The organism is Arcticibacterium sp. SM2516 (genome assembly GCF_057914865.1).
The window spans coordinates 1264226-1282711 of record NZ_CP195290.1; the positions used below are offsets into that span (position 1 = coordinate 1264226).

Genomic DNA, 18486 nt, shown 5'->3' on the forward strand with positions numbered 1-18486 from the left:
AAATAAATACATAAAGAGGGGAAGAATAGAAATTTTGGTTATAATAAGTGAACTTTTGGGTCAATATTGAATTATTTTCACTTTAGGACTTTAAATACACAGAGGGCAAATGTCCAAATCGTTTTTGAAAACATTTCGAAAAATAAGAGGTGCTGTTAAAACCTGATTCAAAGGCTATTTCTGAGATTGTTTTCGTTTTCAAATTCATCTCTTTTAAAGCACGGTTTAAACGATATATTTTAATAAAGTTACTCGGTGAACTACCTGTGAGCAACATCATTTTTCTATATATTAATGTATTGCTCATTCCCAATGAAAAACCAAAATCCTGTACTTTTAGCTCCTGATTTTGCCATTGTTTTTCGATAAAACCCATTAATATATTTAGAAAGTTTTCATCTGCCAATGTTAAACTATCTAATTTGTTTATCTCAAAGGTGTCATCCGTATTTTCTGTAATGAAAGCATTTTTAACTTCAGTAGACACCATAATGTCCTTCTTATTGATTAAACAAAGACCATTGGCCATTTTTATGGTATCTTCAAAGAAGCTTTTACCCCGATTAACGGGCATACCCGTAGCCAATCCTATTTTCAAGTCGATACAGGGATTACCAAATCCCTCTTTCAATGCTTTATTTAATTTCTGTACTTCAAAAGCACAGAATACAGCCTTACAAACGGACTTAAAAGAAACTAATAAATAACCATCATTTTGTTGTACCAGTTTTCCATCGAAACGTTTGAGCAAATCGCCAATTATTTTAATGGCTCTCTGCATACCATTAGCTGATTGTGAAATACTAAAACCATCTAAGGAAAGTGTGATAAATCGCATGACCATTAATGTTCGCTGGGCTGGATCGTTTATGATATTCAATTCGTTTTGATTTGAGCTCACTGGATCTTTAATCCTTCCCAGAAAAGCCTCAACAAGATTTGAATCAACCTCAAGTATTTCATTAGGTACCTCACCGTGGGCATGACTGTGCATTTTCTTTATGGCCTCTATATTGGGTGCATCTACTAAGCAAAATGCTATTTTCTTAATGTCATCATACCAATACGTTAAACCCCGGCAGTTATAATCCTTCTGAATTTTTAGGTCTTCTCTATGCAGCTCTGCAACAATTTCTGCAGTAACTAATTCAGACACATCATGGCGATCCATATATATTGGCATACGAGATTCTTTTTTTAAAATAATATTTTAAGCTCTATTGCATATTAATGTATTTTAATCTGAAAAACACTTGATTTATCACTTTGTGCTAAAAGAGTTGTTTATTACGGATAAGGATATCTGCCGTTTCACCCAAAAGACCTAATGACCTGATATCTATTGGAATCAACAAAGCAAGTCTGTTTAAGCGTGTTAAGTTAAGAAGCTACATAAGCCTTTTTACGCGATGATGGTATTTACTGTTTTAAATCTTTGGATGTAGCTAAGGCAATCACCCTACCTTTATCTCCCACGGCATTGTAAAAATGGTAAACCACGCCATTCCATTTTATGACCCATGGCTTGTGTGCATATTTCTTATCAAAACCTTCAGAGGGAGCCAATAAGTCTTCTCCATCCCAGTCTGTCCAGTTTATTAAATCGTAAGAGCAGGCAAACCTTTCAAAAGCACCAGGTTTCCAGAATGCTCCGAAATAGAACATCACATATATATCACCTATCTTTGTAATCTGTGCATCACCACAAATGCCTTTTCCTTTGCTTATAACTGGGTTTTCTCCATATCGTTTCCAGTTAAGCATGTTATCAGATACTGCCATCGCAATACTTTCATAGTTGGCTGTATCTCCTTTAGCGTTATAATACATTACGAATGGGTAACCCGTGTGTCGTTTGGTGTCGCGAATGACTAAACTTTTATAAATGGTTTTGTTGTCGAACCAACGAACGTCTTCGTCCTCAGGGGACAAAAGAGGGGATCTGCTTCTAATCCATTCATGGGCTTGGGTTATAGTGTTGGATTGGGCTAGGCCAATTTTTAAAGTACCTTTTTCGTAACCTGCTGAGTTTCCACCCAAGTAGGTCATCCAGTATTTATCTTGATATTTTTCTACAGAATAATCTCCACCCCAATGTATATCTACCAGGGATACATATCCGGCTTTTTGATTGGCATCCCATGTGTTTTCGGTAAACGATAATATTTTGCCTTTTGATTTCCAATGCAGCAAGTCGTCACTTTCCGACAACCAGGTTTCATACCCTTGCCCATCAAACACAATGTAGGTCATATACCAAACACCACCTTTTCGGTAAATGGTAGGAGAATCAACCATTTTTGTGCTTTCAGGTTGTTCCATTACCACACCATATTTAAAAGGCGTTTTAATCTCATCGAAAATTCGCTCCATTTCTTCTAGAGGTACCACCTTCTTTAAGGCGGTCTCTTCCAAAGTAGGATCTGATGATATGTTTATTTGGCCGTAACTGGTAAATGATAGAGACGATAAGAGGATGACGGATAAAACTATATTATTCATATCGCTTTGGGCGGATTGGCTATAGGGTTTTGATAAAATGAATTTCGGTTCTCGGCTTCTTTAATCCCGAATTTAGGTCATTACTGAGACAAAACAACAAGTTAATAAGAATACAAGGCTATACGAAGGGAACTCTGTATGCTAAGCTTATAAGTTGGGTCGGTTTATTGGGGTCTATTGAGCCTTTATTTAAGCAATGAAGGAAATCTTTTATTCAAACTATTATTTAATTACTAATATCTCCGTGGTCTTTCAACGAACTTCAAACGTACTATTAATGCGTAACACTTTATGGGTAATGACCGTTTAGGCAATGTCCGAACTATTTCCATTTTTTCAACGACCGTTTTATATAAAATTGCAAAGCTTAAATCCGGTTTATGCATTGGAGAATTGTAATGAGTAGCTAAAGTGTTAATAAATCAGACATTTAAACGAGATTAGCATAGCGTTTACCCTGAGCTTTTTGTCGAAGGGTTCTGGTGATTGAGTTTAAATGGGTTTACGTACTGATTTGAAGCAATTTAGCTACGGTCCCGATAGCTATCGGGAGATTTTCTAATGAATAAAGCGGGATAAAATGGATTATCCTTCATATTGGTGAAACTCCGTTACGGTAAGATAATAGCCGTCTAAATCTCTTAAAGAAAACTCTTTTCTCAACGAATTTTTGTTTTGGTGAATGTCTTCCTGAATTCTGCCACCCATTTGGTCAATCTTATCTCTAATGATTTCCAAATTGTCGGTTCTAAAATAAAGTAGTAGACCATTACCCGCTGTATTGTTTTGGTCTGTTAAGGATGGATGGTCATGTTCACCCCATTTATGAAGACAAAGCATAATTTCATCCTCTTCGGTTTTTAAGACTGCAAAATCTTTTCCGCCATGGGCATTTTTAAATCCAAAAACTTGCTGATACCATTTTGCACTGGCTTCTACATCTTTTACCGCAATGATGGCGTCAATTCGTGTCATATGATTTAATTAATCAGTAAATTTTTATTTTAATAACATATATTTCTCTTAATCTCGAACTTTAACTCTAATCACTGGAGCTAAGAGGTCTATATCAATAGGTGTGGTGGAAGCATCGAATTCTTTTCTTGCCATGGTACCTAAACGATCATAGGCACCCCATACCAGCTCAGCATATTCCTTTTCAATAATCGCCGTTAAGGTGTCGGTTTCATGTCGATAAATATATTCTGGTTTAGCACGATATGCATAGACTCTTCCTCCTTTTATACTACACCCTAAAATCTGATGGGTAACGTCGATTCGTTCATATCCTATTTCCATATCATCAATACTCGCCAGCTCCTCTTTAGTAACAAAATAAAGCACACAGTTGATAGCTAGGGTGCTATCTGGCATGGATGTTTAGAAAATTCGTTTTTTGAAATGGAATGGTATCGCCACCGTTGATGTAGAAGTAATCGTATTTTAATAATTCTGATGACAGATGCTCGTCGTTTTTAGCTCCGGCGAAATTCCATTCACGCTTAAAGCCGTCCAAGTGTATATAATATACCGAGTCCGCGTAGGCATGCCTTAGACTGGCACTCACATTTTCTTTGGATGTAAGTGAGCCAAACCTATTAATCCAATTTTACCCTCTGGGTAGGTCTATGCGATTTATTACGACATCCAGTAACGAGTAAGATCGAGAGAATGCCTATTGAAAGAAATAATTGGCTTTTCATATAAATCGGAACCTATCAAACTAATTATAAATGATTTGGAAACCAGATTAAATATATTAAAATTTGGAATGATTGAAACGTAAATGCCTAAAAATCAAATCTCAGATCGGCGTTACATGGGGGGGGGCTATAACTATTTAAGCTCCCGAAGGATTTAAGTTCACGCTCTTAATTAAGGGGCTCAGTTCTTTTCCGCTATTTCCTTCAGTTTTTGATTGATTTTCTCCAAGCTTTTTTTTGTCTTTGTCCATGCTTTTCGAGAATAATACGATCCGTACTCCACTAAAGAGCTTGCTTTGCTCGACCGTCCTTGTTTTCAACTTATGCAAACAGGCCTTTGAACCATAGGTGGCCTAGCCAATTAATTTCTAAATTTTCTTTAAATTTCAAAAGATATGGTTTAAAACTATGTCTTATAACTTTATCTGGTTCCCAACCTACATTTCTCCTTAAACGTACTTGATAAATAGATTCCATTAAGGGTACTTTTAAAATCAGTGAGGATTTCTCAAAGGGTTTCTCTACATGCATGAATATGAATTACCTTTGGAAGAAATCCACTGCATAACCTCTTTACACCTACGACTGGCGTAAATCCTGATAAAATCACTTTTAATAAAGCTCAAGTAGTCGCATTATTAACCAACTTTTATAAAGTTGTCTCCTTTTCCTAACTCAGATTCGCTGTATAATTCAGTCACCAGGTCTATGTCTTCGTTACTTTTCCCGAAGGAGAATTGGACTTCTGTCAATGGTATAGCTTCCGTTTTTGATAATACTAAACGGTAACCTTTCAAAATGAATAAGCCAACAATGAAATAAAGTTTAATCTTAATTATTCCTTTGCCATGATCTCAAAAGTGAAAGTTTTTTCGTCTTCAAAACCAAATTCATCTACCGCTTTTATTCGAGCGGCATGGATGCCAGGTTTCAAATTAGCGGGAAGGGCAAAACTCCAGATGTGCGAAGAAACAGCAGGTGATGGAAAGGAATCGTCCGTATCCTTATATTTTTGGTATTGCCTTTCGTAGAAAGGATCTGTACGTTCTATATGTTCCATGGTCACTGGTGCTGCTTTATCGAGTGTTATCGTGACAACGTCACGTTCTCCACCATCAAAGAAATTAACGACCACAAACATATTGTCTACCTGAAAACCTCGATCCAGACCTAGAGGATGCGTCTGAACAGGGCTGTTTGGATGGCTTAGTTGCGGATCCAGCAAAATCCTTAAACGGTCGTCTGAGTTTCCTCCGGCAGGGATGAACCTTGGTTTTACTGTATGACCTTCAAAATAAAATACATAATAACCATTTGGGTTTCCGTCTGCCATTGTAGCAGGCCTAACCCCTCTTTCGTCCCTTGGACCAGAATTCCAACTGCTTCCTCGAGCTTCGGCCAAGGTATGCGTAATAAATGGGTAGCCATGCCAGCCGTGTGTATGGTTAATTTCCACTTTCCAGCTATTACTGGTATCATGACCAGCTATGGAGTAAACATTTTTAAAACGACCTAAAATACGGAGCAGTTCATTGAAATTTACCGTGTTGGTGCCTGCAGAGAATGAGCGATTATTGGCATAAGTGAGTAGGGGAATGTGCGATATGACCATAATGAGTTTATCGGGAGAAACGTCTTTGAGGTCATTCTCAATCCACTTCATTTGGTCTGCGTCTATATGACCACTATACCCTTTTCCTTTCCCTTTATAACTTACATTATTAAGAGCAAGAAAATGTACCTGACCATAGTCAAATGAGTAGTAATCTGGCCCGAATATACTTTTAAAGGTCTGTGTGGCATACTTATGGTTTGGCGATTCTAGGTTTAAATCGTGGTTACCTGGGACATTCCACATCGGAATGCCAATTTGTGACATCAACCTGTTATGACGTTCATAAAGGCCCAGATTGTCGTGTACTACATCGCCAGCTACCAATCCAAATGCTGCACCAAAAGGATTACCAAAAAGCTCATCTATGATGTCTTTCCTTAACATATCTAAATGTTCGTCATTGGCGGTTTGAGGGTCGGCAAAGCCCATGGCTTTGAACTCATCTACTGTTTCTCCCTTTAAAAGTGGAAAATTTATGGCCTCAGGCAATGGTCCTGTAGGGCCAAATACCGACCATTTCCAATCTGCCTTTCCGGGAGTACCATTTGGGTAATGGCTATAGTAAAACTGTGGCAACTGCACTTCGTTTAGTGGTACACGATAGTTGGCAGGTTTTGAAATGAAGAGTGTACTTTCAGGCTGCAGTTCTATTTGATATTGACCCAAGGCATTGGTTATAACCACATCCAGACCATTGGAGACTTTTACGCCCTCAATCCCTTTCTCTCCATTGTCAAACATTTTGTTTTCATTGGCATCAAGGTAAACTGTGCCTTTGGCAAGATTTACCTGGGCATGTAAGGGAGAAATAATGGCAGCGGCAACGTATAGGGAAAAAAGTATTGTCAGGCTTCCCTTGGTATTCAAGAATTGGTGTTTCAATTGGGTTGGTATTTTAATGGCTAATAGATTGGTAAATCTAATGTATTACAACGAATCTATAGGCTTTGGGACTGTGATAAAATTATTTGGGCTTAGTATAAAGTTTAAATATTTCTTCCTTTAAAAAAGGAAGGTTACGAAGGTAATCGAGATGTGTTATGGTTTAGTTTAATACAAGGTGTAAATATAACATTGAGGCTGGTGCCAGTTTATGCTTGGTCGAAGAAGTATTAATCAAATTCTTTTTTTTTATAAACTGCTAGCATTTAGTTAACTAAAGTTGATTGCTATATTTATTTCTAACCTGATTTATGTTTTACATTTTTTAAAAATAAACAAGTCATATATTTGTCTATAGCGAAAGCCCTAATAATGCCTAATTCTGCCACTAAGGAGCGTATACAATTTTCGAATGCAAGTAAAGCGGATATTCAAAATGTGCTTCATACCCTTTGTTATTTTGATTTATTTAATTACCCACTTACTGCTAAAGAAGTTTATGAAAGAAGTGATGTTGATTCGATTAAATTGGTAGAGGAAATTTTAGATGGTTTAGTTCAAAACAATAAAATATTTTATCAAGTAATGAAATATTATTCTTTGAATGAAGATATTTCATTACTGGAGCGTAGATTAAAAGGGAATAAATTATCGGAAGTTTACTTGAAAAAGGCTCAAAGGATAACATCTTTTATATGCCAGTTTCCTTACGTGCGTTCTGTTATGATTTCTGGCTCCTTATCCAAAAACTACATGGATGAAAAAAGTGATATTGATTATTTTATTATCACTGCTCCTAATCGGCTTTGGATTGCTCGTTTATGTTTCTATTTAACACAAAAAATAGTCTACTTAAATAGAACCAAATTCTTATGTTTTAATTATATGATTGATGCCGATTCACTTGAATTGACAGACAAAAGTATTTTTACAGCTACTGAAATTGCTACGGTTATTCCCACCTATGGAAGAGAGTTTTATCTAAAGTTTAAGGCAAAAAACGAATGGATTCGAAAACATTATCCCAATTATCCTATCCATGATATTTCTAAATTGGAAACATTTAATAGTTGGATTAAAAAAACACTAGAAAAGTGTTTAAATAATCGTTTAGGAGATTGGTTAGATGTTTTTTTAATGAAAAAGACGGAAAAACGTTGGAGAAAAAATCACAAACCGGAAATGTTTGGAATAAATGGAGAAAATTTACTTATAAATAGACACATTGCAAAAGCCCATTTTGGTGGTAATTACGAAAGAATATTAAACCAATATCAACAAAGAATATCAGACTTAGAAAAGACGATATGGAATTAATTTAAATGATTTACCACTCCATTTAAACATGAAACCTCAAAAAATCCTTTTAGCGAATGCTTATTTCTATCGTTTTGATGAAAAACAGTGGAAAACACAAAAACCTTATCCGCCCTATGGGACAATTTTGGCGGCTGCATTACTTCGTCAAAAAGGTTATGAAGTGGTTCTCTTTGATAGCAACCTGAGGTATTCGCCAAGTGAAATTCAGTCATATCTCACAGATTTTCAGCCAGATTACTTGGTGATTTTTGACGATAATTTTAACTATTTGAGCAAAATGTGTCTCAATGTGATGCGAGAAGCTTGTTTTGAGTTAATACACTTAGGTAAAAGGGCGGGTTGTAAGGTGTTAGTAAATTCTGCGGATGCCACAGACCATTCTGAAAAATATTTGGAAGAAGGTGCCTGTATTGTTCTTTTAGGTGAAGCAGAAAATGCTTTGATGGAATTGTTTAATAATGATTTTCAGTCTATTGATGAGATAAAAGGTATTACTTTTTTGCTGGATAACAAGGTAATAAAAACAAATCCAAGGAGTCAGTTTATTGACCTTGATACCTTACCCATGCCGGCTTGGGATTTAATAGATTTATCGGAATATCGAGCTGTTTGGGAAGAGGCTCATGGTTATTTTTCTTTAAATATAGCTACCACAAGGGGCTGCCCTTTTAAATGTAATTGGTGTGCCAAACCTATTTATGGTAATCGTTACAATGTGCGTTCTCCTAAATTGGTGGTAGAGGAATTAAAGTTTTTAATGCAAAATGAGGGTGTAAAACATTTTTGGGTCTGTGATGACATTTTTGGCTTGAAACCTGACTGGCCCAAAGAGTTTAAAGAACTATTGCAAAAGGAAAATTTAAAACCTTGCTTAAAAATTCAGTCTCGGGCCGATTTGTTATTAAAAGAAAGTACTATTGATGATTTGGTAGCGTCAGGCTTGGTTGAGGTTTGGATTGGTGCAGAAAGTGGTTCACAAAGCATTTTAGATGCTATGGATAAGGGAACTACCATTGAAGAAATTGAAAAATCAACACAGTTATTGAAAGAAAAAGGCGTCAAAGTAGCTTTTTTCTTGCAATACGGCTATTTGGGCGAAACCTGGGAGGATATTGAAAAAACCTTAGAGATGGTCAAAAAGTTAATGCCAGATGATATTGGTATTTCGGTTTCATATCCTTTGCCGGGTACATTATTTCATAAGAAAGTAAAGAATCAATTAATAACAAAACAGAATTGGCAAGATTCAAATGATTTAGACATGATGTATGAATCCACTTATTCGTCTTCATTTTATAGGCAATTACATGCTCACACGCATAACGTATATAGAAAAGAGAAACTAAAAAATACTTTAACAGTAAAAGGAGCTTTGAAATTTCCGATAGTTTGGGCAAAAGAGAAAATGAGTGGTAAAAAACTTAAACAACTTGCGAAAGTTTGAAAAACGCATTTGACTATATCGCCACAGAATATGACGAAAGCTTTACGTATACAGCTGTAGGAAGGGCTCAGCGTAAACTAGTTTGGGAATATCTCGAAAAAATACTGGAAGTGAAAAAAGAAGTATCCGTCTTGGAGTTGAACTGTGGAACAGGCGAAGATGCCATTTGGTTAGCAAAAAAAGGATACCGTGTTTTGGCAACAGATATTTCTGAAGAGATGGTCAAAGAAGTAGGGGCTAAATCTGTGAAACATGGTTTGAGTGAAAAGGTGAAATTTCAAGTGCTGGATATTGAGTTAATTGGAGAAGTGCTTAATGAGCAGAAGTTTGATTTGATTTTGTCTAATTTTGGTGGATTTAATTGTTTGAGCCCTAAAAAAATGAAAGTTTTTTTTTACGAGAAAATGTCATGTTTATTAAAGCCAAATGGTAAGTTTATTGGAGTAATTATGCCGCAGTTTTGTGTGTGGGAAAGCTTTTATTTTCTGATGAAATTGCAGTTTAAAAAGGCATTTAGAAGGTTATCAAAAAAGGCACTTGAAGCTAATTTGGGCCATGGATCAACTATCAAAACTTGGTATTTTTCACCAAAAAGTATAGAAAATATGCTTCCTAAAAACTTAATAATTAGTCATAAACAAGCGATTGGATTTTTCATACCTCCATCATATTTAAACGGAGTTTTTGAAAAAAGAAAACCCGTTTTACGTTTTTTAGAGAAATTAGAAAATTGGGCGATCCAAATTCCATTCTTATCCAATATGTCGGACCATTTTTTAATTGAAGTAAAACAGCGATGACTATGAATCTCGAACAATCCCCCCCGTCTGGATTTAGAACACCTGTTGCTTCTGGACTTATTTTAACGCACGCTTACTTCCTTGCTGATGATGTTAAAGAGCAGCAAATTATGAAACCCTATCCACCATTAGGGATTCTGTATTTGTCTGGTTATCTGAAAGAGAAGGATATGGAGCATGAAGTTTTTGATACTACCTTCTCAACGAAAAGTATTTTTTATAAACATTTACTTGAACGAAAGCCGGCAGTTTTGGCCATTTATATCAATTTGATGACCAAATTGAACGTTTTGGAAATGATTAAGTTTGTGAAAAGTTATCAAGAATTAAGTCATACGAAAATTGTGTTAGGAGGTCCAGATGTAAAATATAATACTGAAAATTTATTGAATTTCGGAGCTGATTTTTTAGTGATAGGGGAAGGAGAAGAAACATTTTATGAAGTATGTGAATCTTTTATAAATAGCAGCGACGGCTTTCCAGAAAAAGAGCTTTCTCAAATTGCGGGATTAGCATACAAAGATGGAAAAGGTGAAATTATTATCAATCCAGACCGCCCTTTGCGTAAAGATTTAGATGATTTGCCATTACCTAACCGAGCTGCAATTGACTTGAACTTGTATTTGAAAGCTTGGAAAAAACATCACGGAGAAAGTTCTATGACGCTCAGCACTATGCGGGGATGTCCTTATACTTGCCACTGGTGTAGCCGCGGCGTATATGGCTTAAGTTATAGGAGACGGTCGCCAGAAAAAGTGGTGGAGGAGATAAAAGAAATTCAGAGCCTATACCAAACTGATAATTTTTGGTTTGTGGACGATGTGTTTACCATTAGCCACCGATGGCTTGAAGGATTCTGTGAGGAACTGGATAAACAGCAAGTCAAAATAAGTTACGAATGCATTAGCCGTGCTGACCGTATGAATGAAAAGGTAATAAATTTACTTAAAAAATCAGGTTGTTTTAGGCTTTGGATTGGTGCGGAAAGTGGCTCTCAGAGGATAATAGACTTGATGGATAGGCGAGTGAAAGTTGAAAAGGTACAAGAAATGATTCAATTGAGCCAAAAAGCGGGAATTCAGGCAGGTACTTTTATTATGTTGGGTTATCCAAATGAAACCGAAGAAGATATTAAAAACACCTTAAATCATCTTAAAACTGCCAACCCGGATCAGTTTACCATTACTTTAACCTATCCGATTAAAGGGACTGAATTATACGAAGAGGTAGAAGCTCATAGCACCATTAATGATTTAGATTGGTCTACAACGACGGATAGAGATATTGATTTTAAAAGGACTTATTCTAAAAAGTATTACAATTATGCCGTCCACTGGGTAGTAAATGAAATGGCATATTTTCAACGAAAAGGGAATTCAATAGGTAGTTTAAAATTAAAATTGAAATCAATGAAGGCTCGTGCCGGGATGATGATCGAAAAAAGGTAATCTTATCAACTACTGCAATTTAATTAAACTAACTTTCTTTCTTTTTCCATTGTGTTAGTAACGGTTTTTATTTCTGGGATTCCAGTTTTCAATTCTCTAGAATCCGTTTTTAACGACGTTAAGAACATATCTAAATATAAAAATAAATAAGATGCAACTGTTTAAATGAAATGATAGGAGTGCTTAGAAATATAATGAAGAAGCTTTTGTATGGAATTGTTATTTTTCCGCTGCGAGTTTATCTGTCGAAAGAGAAACAAGTGGAAGTTCAGGGTATGAAAATATCTGTTCCACCAAGTGTATTTCACCCTAAACTGTACTTCAGCACTCTTTTCTTGTTGGAGTTTCTTGAAAAGGAAGAGTTCTATAAAGAAACTAAAAAGGGGCCTATTCCTAAAAATGTATTAGAGTTAGGTGCAGGTTCTGGACTTTTGTCAATATTTATGGCAAAGAAAGGGGCAAAGGTGACTGCTTCTGATATTAATGCAGTGGCTTGTGAGACCGTATCTAAAAACGCATTATTAAATGATGTAAAGCTCCAAGTGCTTCAATCGGATTTATTTACAAACTTCCCATTGAGCTTATTTGACTTAATTGTAATTAATCCGCCCTATTACCCAAAATACCCAAATGATGATACGGAAAGAGCCTTTTTTTGTGGAGAAGATTTTGAGTATTTCAAAAATCTATTCAAACAGTTGCCTGAGTTCTTGGAGAAAGATGGTAAAGTTATCATGGTACTTTCAGAGGATTGTCAGATTGATGTAATTATGAAATTAGCTTTATATCAGGACTTTAAGTGGAAAGAAGTAGAAAGGAAAAGAATTATGAGTGAGTTGAATTTTATTTTTGAGCTTTTATAGCGTATGATATCTTCAGATAATTTATTTAACCATTACGCTACACTTAATCGATGTTTTCTACATGCATATTCAGAGGATGGAACGGAACTACTTTTAGAAGAAATAGGTGATTTGGAATATGACAAAATTTTAGAAATTGGAATTGGTACTGGTGCTACTTTGGTGAAATTAGCAGCCAGAAACAAATCCATAAAGTTAACTGGAGTGGATATCTCAAAATCTATGTTAAAAAAGGCAAAGTCACGTATAAGGTTTTCATGGCTGAAAAATCGTATAACTTTAAAACTGATTGAGGGTTTAGGGAAACTACCTTTTGATGATAATTCTTTTGATATTGTTTATATAGAATCAGTTTTAGCCATACAAAATGCTGAGGTTTTAGTGAATTATTTACAAGAAATTCATAGAGTATTGACTTTAAAAGGAAAAGTAGTGTTGAACGAAACTTTATGGCTCACTGATACAACAGGAGAAGAGGTTAAGATTGTAAATGATTTTTGTTTAGAAAACTATGGCATAATACAAGCAAGTGGAGAATTTGCATATCCTGAAAATTGGCAAGCTCTACTATACCAAATCGGTTTTGACAATATTAAATTGACTGAAATGAAAAAAAATAATTATTCCAAAAAGATTTCAAATTTGTCAGAAAGGCTTTCAAAGCTGTATTCCTTCATTGGACGTTTGAAAATAATCATATTTCCAGAAATTAGAAGGAATGTGATAAAGTTAGACTCTATAAATCCACCATTTGTAAAAGGGAAAAAATACATGAGTGGTGTATTAATTAGTGCAACAAAATGATAAGGAAAGAAGCTCTCAAGCACTAAAAGCAAAGTTTTACCCGAAAAATATTTTGAAAAAGTCGTGTTATTAACTATGAATAAAGTAATTATTTTTAATCCAAGGGCAACAAAAAGTAAGCCTCGACTACCTATAACTATCATGCAGTTGGGAGCGGCTTTGTGGGGGAAGTATGAATTCGTTTTTGTTGATGGAAATCGTGAAACTGACCCATATTCTAAGATTGAAAACTATCTAAATTCTGGGGAATTTAAGTATTTTGCTTGTACTGTAATGCCAGGTCCACAATTAGATCAGGCAATAAGATTTACAAAAAAAATAAAGGAGAAGTTTTCTGAAATTATTACTATTTGGGGTGGTTATTTCGCTTCTAACCAGTATCAAGTTTGTATTGAATCTGATGCTGTGGATTATCTTGTTAATGGGATTGGTGATATTGCTTTTCCGGCTTTGATTGATGCATTGGAAGCAAAAGAGTCTTTGAAGTCGATCAAGAACCTGATTTACCTTGAAAAAGGAGAAATCATAAAAACGCCAAAGGTTACGATGATTGATATGGATACCATTCCTAGGTTGCCATATACTTTCCTTGAGAAATTTTATTCGATGGACGGTTATATAGGGAAAACCCATTTGGGTAAGCGAACCACCCAGTATCATAGTAGTTTGGGTTGCCCATTCACTTGTTCGTTTTGTGGCATTGTTCCTATTTTTAAAGCTCGTTGGAAAGGGAAATCTGCCGAAACGATGTTTGCGGATATCATATATCAAAAAGAAAAATACCAAATTGATTCAGTGGAGTTCACTGATAATAATTTTTTTGTTTCTGAAAAAAGGGTAGTTGAGTTTTCAAAATTGATAAATGGGCATGGAATAAATTGGTGGGGAGAAGCAAGGATTGACACAATGGACAAGTTTTCAGATGAGACATTAGCCCTACTAAGAGAATCGGGTTGTAAGATGATCTTTTTGGGAGCAGAAAGCGGCAATGACGAATTATTGAGCGAAATTGATAAGGGTGGCACGCAATCGGGAGACCAAATGTTAGGATTTGCAAAGCGTATGAAAGATTTCGATATCATTCCAGAGTATTCTTTCGTATTGGGTTTTCCGGCTGAAAGCTCAGAAAAGGTAATGCAACAAATAGATAAAGAGATACTTTATATTAAAAAAATAAAGGAGATAAATCCAGATACCGAAATTATTATTTATGTCTATAGTCCAGTGCCACAAGAAGGCTCTGAAATGTATGAAAAGGTGAAGGATTCAGGTTTTCGTTTTCCTAAAACCTTAGAGGATTGGCTAGATGATAGTTGGCAAAATTTTGATTTACGAAAGAATCCGCTTACCCCTTGGCTAACGAGAGCCATGATTGATAAAATCCAAAATTTCGAGGTAGTTTTGAATGCTCGATATCCAACAACACAAGATATAAAATTGAGTAGTTTCCAAAGAAAACTCATTTCAGGAATAGCAAATATCAGATACAAAACGAACTTTTATAAAGCTCCATATGAACTTAAGGTATTACAGAAATTCTGGCTTAAATACCGTCAACCAGAAATAGAGGGGGCAGAGTTGATATGAAATATTGGAATAATATTTTGAATCATCCACTCATTGATTACACAGATGGTGTGGGGCTGCTCTCAAAGTATAAAGGTGAAAACAAGATAGAAGATTTATATTTAAAATTGAGGAGTAAAGAAGGTAGAGTTTTAAGTGATGACTTAGTTAAAAAATTGCCTGATTTACCATTAGAACATCCGCATTTTGAAGAATGGCAATTAAGAAAAGATACAGTAGATAGTTTCTGTGAATTTTTAAAGATGAAGAAAGAGCCATTGAAAATTTTAGATTTAGGTTGTGGTAATGGTTGGTTTTCTTCTAAGATGGCCGAAATAGAGAAGAATGAAGTGCTGGGTTTAGATTTAAATTTATATGAATTAAAACAAGCACAAAGCCTTTTTAGTAATGATAGGCTTCAGTTTGCCTATGGGGATATTTTTGAAGATTTATTTGGTAAAGATTGTTTCGATATGGTAGTAATTAATTCGGCAATACAATATTTTCCGTCTATTCCTGAATTGTTTTGGCACTTATTTGAAATTCTAAAATCAGGTGGTGAAATTCATATTTTAGATAGCCCTTTTTATAAAAAAGGTGAAGTAGAATTAGCAAGGAATAGAACAATGAAGTATTATAAGTCGATTGGCTGTACCGAGATGGCAGAATTTTACTTTCATCATAGTTTGGACGATTTTACACCATTTTCGCCAACTTATAAACGTCTTAAGTTTTACTTTTTGAATAAAATACTCGGTAAAAAACAGAACCCTTTCGTATGGACGAGTTTTCAAAAGAAATAAAACGACTTATCAAGACACTCATTCCTGATTTTATTTTAAATATTCGAAAAAAATGGATTGAGAATAGAATTTTGGAGTATTACAAAACTCACACGCCAGAAGAGGTTTTTAGTTTGATATATAGAAGAAAAATCTGGGGTGACCATGAAACAGTTTCAGGTAGCGGATCAAAGTATAATTCTACTCATTCATTAAGGGAAGAATTACCTGAATTACTTGAAAAATATTTGATAAAATCGATTTTGGATATTCCGTGCGGAGATTTTAATTGGTTTAAAACAATTGACTTAAAAAGTATTGATTACAAGGGAGCCGATATTGTGGAGGATTTGGTTATTACATGTCAGCAAAAATTTACCCAAGAAAATATATCATTTCAAAAATTAGACATGGTATGCGATGAATTGCCAAAAGTTGATGTGATATTATGTAGAGATGGCTTGAGTCATTTATCTGATGAACTTGTAATGAAAGCTTTACAAAATTTCAGAAGAAGTCAAAGTAAGTATTTGTTAGTAACCTCATTTCCTGAATTAAATAAAAATGAAAATATTTTGACCGGATTTTTCAGGAAAATAAATCTATCAAAAACGCCATTTGAAGAAAACATAATTGACAAAATAGTGGACTTAAAAAGCGAAGGGAAATACATGGTATTGATAGAGTTATGAATAAAAGAATAATTGTACTTTCCGCTATTAATTATTTTGAGGGTGGTCCACTAACAATTTTGATGGATTGTTTGAATGAGTTGGCAAATGCTAAATATTCAGATTTTAAAATCATTGTTTTAGTGCACAAGATTTCACTTTTTGAGATAAAAAAATACCCAGGAAATATACTGTTTAGAGAATTTCCTAAATCAAGGAAAAGTTATTTGTTTAGACTTTATTACGAATTTGTTTACTTCAGTAGACTTATTAAAAGTGATAGTTCCTTTAAAAATGTCTATTTATGGTTTTCGCTACATGACATTAGCCCTAAGTTAAAAGCAGAAAAGAAAGCTGTTTATTGGCAAAGTCCAAGTCCATTTTATAAGGCCAATATTGGTGAGTTACTTTCGAATACAAAACTGTTTGTTCATTCCTTTTTGTATCGCTATGTCTTACAGTTTAATCATAAATCAAACGATTTTATTGTAGTTCAGGCGTACTGGTTAAAAGAGAAGGTGAGCTCTTGGTTTAATATTCCTAAAAACAAGATAGTTGTAGCCCAGCCAATTCGGAAAGAGGTTCTAAAAGAAGCTGGTTTACAGAAAGCGAGTGAAACACCAACTTTTTTCTATCCAAGCTTACCAAGGACACATAAGAATTTCACTGTTCTAGGCCAAGCTGCTGAAATATTATTGAAAGAAGGAATTACTGATTTTCAAATTATTTTAACCATTGATGAGAACGACAATAGTTTTAGCAGAAGTCTTTTTAAGAAATTTGGAGGTATTCCTCAAATTGAATTTGTTGGACTTTTGGACAAGGAAAAGGTTTTTAAGCACTATGGTCATTGTTCTGCACTTGTTTTCCCTTCAAGATTAGAAACATGGGGTTTACCTATTTCGGAATTTAAAGACTTTCAAAAACCAATGTTGGTAGCCGACTTGCCTTATGCCAAAGAAACAGTTGGAGCATATAGAAAAGTCCGTTTCTTAGAAACAAATAACCCGCAAGCCTGGGCTGCGGTTATGAAAAAGGTGATTTTAAAAGAGAAAATTGATTATGAAAATAACGGATCTGCTGAGATTCCGGCTCCAAAAGCAGAAAATTGGGAGGAACTGTTCAAATTACTTTTGAATTAAAAAAACTTTCCTACGTAATGAAATCGTTTTCTTTTGAATTAATTTAAAATGACATTCCTGTTAAGGAAATTATAATTTGAAACTAACTATAACAGCCTCTATCGTAATTTATAACAATGAGAGAAATGTCTTGATAAAGGCTATTTCCAGTGTGTTAAGATCAGAAGAGTTAACAAAACTTTATTTAATTGATAATTCGGACACTGACGAATTTGAAAATATCACAAACGATAGGCGAGTTGTTTATTTACATAATAAACAAAACTTGGGTTTTGGAAAGGCACATAATATTGCGATAAAAGCAGCAATTGAAAGTGAATCGGCCTATCATTTTGTAGTAAATCCCGATATTTATTTTAAGGAAGAGGTGTTGCTTCCAATGGTAAATGTTATGGTAAATGACCCGGAAATTGGCCTAATGATGCCTAAAATATTGAATTATGATGGAAGTATTCAATTTTTGCCGAAGCTTCCGCCATCTCCTTTTTATATGATTTGGCGAAAAATAAAGATTCCAAGAAAGGCCTTTAATAAGTTTATCAATTTATACGAATTGAGAAATGCACCTCAAACCAAAACGTATATTGCACCACGTGTTTCTGGCTGTTTTAGTTTGTTAAATTTGAAAGTGATCAGGGAATTAGGAATGTATGATAAGCGTTTTTTTATGTATTTCGAAGATTCAGATTTATCTCGTAGAATTTATCAAAAGTATAAGACCATTTACTATCCAGATGTTTCAGTATATCATGCCTACCAGAATGGGGCAGGGAAAGACCTGAAGTTATTTATGCTTTTCGTTCATTCTGCCATCAAGTACTTTAATAAATGGGGCTGGTTTTTTGATAAAGAGCGTAAAGAAATCAACGTAAGGACTATTAATCAATTTGATTTTTTATGAAAAAATAGTAAATGAAGGGAAGGTTTGTAATAGTAAATTTATC

The 18486-nt window shown here is 34.7% G+C and carries 17 protein-coding genes; 11 read left to right on the top strand and 6 right to left on the bottom strand.

Annotation, left to right across the window (positions count from 1 at the left end; genetic code table 11):
• Positions 1-82 precede the first annotated feature (82 nt).
• From ACSBFT_RS05245 to ACSBFT_RS05270, 6 genes are all read right to left on the bottom strand, one after another.
• Positions 83-1183, bottom strand: coding sequence for a nickel-binding protein (locus ACSBFT_RS05245; protein WP_489603813.1), 1101 nt, complete (start codon positions 1181-1183; stop codon positions 83-85).
• A 236-nt stretch (positions 1184-1419) separates the two neighbouring features.
• Positions 1420-2502, bottom strand: a complete 1083-nt coding sequence (locus ACSBFT_RS05250) for a glycoside hydrolase family protein (protein WP_489603814.1) — start codon at positions 2500-2502, stop codon at positions 1420-1422.
• A 585-nt stretch (positions 2503-3087) separates the two neighbouring features.
• Complete coding sequence (locus ACSBFT_RS05255; protein WP_463047061.1) at positions 3088-3477, bottom strand: VOC family protein; 390 nt, start codon at positions 3475-3477, stop codon at positions 3088-3090.
• A 48-nt stretch (positions 3478-3525) separates the two neighbouring features.
• Positions 3526-3876, bottom strand: coding sequence for a hypothetical protein (locus tag ACSBFT_RS05260; RefSeq protein ID WP_489603815.1), 351 nt, complete (start codon positions 3874-3876; stop codon positions 3526-3528).
• Entirely contained in the window at positions 3866-4069 is a 204-nt protein-coding gene (locus ACSBFT_RS05265; RefSeq protein ID WP_489603816.1) for a hypothetical protein, read from the bottom strand. Before ACSBFT_RS05265 ends, ACSBFT_RS05260 begins: the two co-directional genes overlap by 11 nt.
• Positions 4070-5040: 971 nt before the next feature.
• Complete coding sequence (locus tag ACSBFT_RS05270) at positions 5041-6702, bottom strand: calcineurin-like phosphoesterase C-terminal domain-containing protein (RefSeq protein WP_489603817.1); 1662 nt, start codon at positions 6700-6702, stop codon at positions 5041-5043.
• 372 nt (positions 6703-7074) lie between these two features.
• On the opposite strand from ACSBFT_RS05270, the gene ACSBFT_RS05275 reads away from it, so the two are divergent.
• From ACSBFT_RS05275 to ACSBFT_RS05325, 11 genes are all read left to right on the top strand, one after another.
• Positions 7075-8019 (top strand): hypothetical protein, encoded by a 945-nt coding sequence (locus ACSBFT_RS05275; protein ID WP_463047057.1) that lies wholly within the window; start codon positions 7075-7077, stop codon positions 8017-8019.
• A gap of 28 nt (positions 8020-8047) precedes the next feature.
• The gene (locus ACSBFT_RS05280; RefSeq protein ID WP_489603818.1) at positions 8048-9466 is read left to right on the top strand and encodes a B12-binding domain-containing radical SAM protein; all 1419 of its coding nucleotides are present in this window, start codon (positions 8048-8050) and stop codon (positions 9464-9466) included.
• A complete protein-coding gene (locus ACSBFT_RS05285; RefSeq protein ID WP_463047055.1) occupies positions 9463-10266 on the top strand; it encodes an SAM-dependent methyltransferase in 804 nt (267 codons plus the stop codon). Before ACSBFT_RS05280 ends, ACSBFT_RS05285 begins: the two co-directional genes overlap by 4 nt.
• Before the next feature lie 2 nt (positions 10267-10268).
• A complete protein-coding gene (locus ACSBFT_RS05290; protein WP_489603819.1) occupies positions 10269-11714 on the top strand; it encodes a B12-binding domain-containing radical SAM protein in 1446 nt (481 codons plus the stop codon).
• Between the two features lie 194 nt (positions 11715-11908).
• Entirely contained in the window at positions 11909-12577 is a 669-nt protein-coding gene (locus ACSBFT_RS05295; protein ID WP_463047053.1) for a HemK2/MTQ2 family protein methyltransferase, read from the top strand.
• A 3-nt stretch (positions 12578-12580) separates the two neighbouring features.
• The gene (locus ACSBFT_RS05300; protein WP_489603820.1) at positions 12581-13381 is read left to right on the top strand and encodes a class I SAM-dependent methyltransferase; all 801 of its coding nucleotides are present in this window, start codon (positions 12581-12583) and stop codon (positions 13379-13381) included.
• Between the two features lie 75 nt (positions 13382-13456).
• Positions 13457-14968, top strand: coding sequence for a B12-binding domain-containing radical SAM protein (locus tag ACSBFT_RS05305; protein ID WP_463047051.1), 1512 nt, complete (start codon positions 13457-13459; stop codon positions 14966-14968).
• Positions 14965-15750, top strand: coding sequence for a class I SAM-dependent methyltransferase (locus ACSBFT_RS05310; protein ID WP_463047050.1), 786 nt, complete (start codon positions 14965-14967; stop codon positions 15748-15750). The genes ACSBFT_RS05305 and ACSBFT_RS05310 overlap by 4 nt, the downstream gene beginning before the upstream one ends.
• A complete protein-coding gene (locus tag ACSBFT_RS05315) occupies positions 15726-16421 on the top strand; it encodes a class I SAM-dependent methyltransferase (RefSeq protein ID WP_463047049.1) in 696 nt (231 codons plus the stop codon). Before ACSBFT_RS05310 ends, ACSBFT_RS05315 begins: the two co-directional genes overlap by 25 nt.
• Positions 16418-17542: a glycosyltransferase gene (locus tag ACSBFT_RS05320; protein ID WP_463047048.1), complete on the top strand. Its 1125-nt coding sequence runs from the start codon at positions 16418-16420 to the stop codon at positions 17540-17542. The genes ACSBFT_RS05315 and ACSBFT_RS05320 overlap by 4 nt, the downstream gene beginning before the upstream one ends.
• A 76-nt stretch (positions 17543-17618) precedes the next feature.
• The gene (locus tag ACSBFT_RS05325; protein WP_489603821.1) at positions 17619-18443 is read left to right on the top strand and encodes a glycosyltransferase; all 825 of its coding nucleotides are present in this window, start codon (positions 17619-17621) and stop codon (positions 18441-18443) included.
• The last annotated feature ends 43 nt before the right edge of the window (positions 18444-18486 follow it).

Coding starts and splice junctions, on each gene's coding strand:
- ACSBFT_RS05245 (WP_489603813.1), bottom strand. CDS start 1,183: ATGCCAATATATATGGATCGCCATGATGTGTCTGAATTAGTTACTGCA.
- ACSBFT_RS05250 (WP_489603814.1), bottom strand. CDS start 2,502: ATGAATAATATAGTTTTATCCGTCATCCTCTTATCGTCTCTATCATTT.
- ACSBFT_RS05255 (WP_463047061.1), bottom strand. CDS start 3,477: ATGACACGAATTGACGCCATCATTGCGGTAAAAGATGTAGAAGCCAGT.
- ACSBFT_RS05260 (WP_489603815.1), bottom strand. CDS start 3,876: ATGCCAGATAGCACCCTAGCTATCAACTGTGTGCTTTATTTTGTTACT.
- ACSBFT_RS05275 (WP_463047057.1), top strand. CDS start 7,075: ATGCCTAATTCTGCCACTAAGGAGCGTATACAATTTTCGAATGCAAGT.
- ACSBFT_RS05280 (WP_489603818.1), top strand. CDS start 8,048: ATGAAACCTCAAAAAATCCTTTTAGCGAATGCTTATTTCTATCGTTTT.
- ACSBFT_RS05290 (WP_489603819.1), top strand. CDS start 10,269: ATGAATCTCGAACAATCCCCCCCGTCTGGATTTAGAACACCTGTTGCT.
- ACSBFT_RS05295 (WP_463047053.1), top strand. CDS start 11,909: ATGAAGAAGCTTTTGTATGGAATTGTTATTTTTCCGCTGCGAGTTTAT.
- ACSBFT_RS05300 (WP_489603820.1), top strand. CDS start 12,581: ATGATATCTTCAGATAATTTATTTAACCATTACGCTACACTTAATCGA.
- ACSBFT_RS05305 (WP_463047051.1), top strand. CDS start 13,457: ATGAATAAAGTAATTATTTTTAATCCAAGGGCAACAAAAAGTAAGCCT.
- ACSBFT_RS05310 (WP_463047050.1), top strand. CDS start 14,965: ATGAAATATTGGAATAATATTTTGAATCATCCACTCATTGATTACACA.
- ACSBFT_RS05315 (WP_463047049.1), top strand. CDS start 15,726: ATGGACGAGTTTTCAAAAGAAATAAAACGACTTATCAAGACACTCATT.
- ACSBFT_RS05320 (WP_463047048.1), top strand. CDS start 16,418: ATGAATAAAAGAATAATTGTACTTTCCGCTATTAATTATTTTGAGGGT.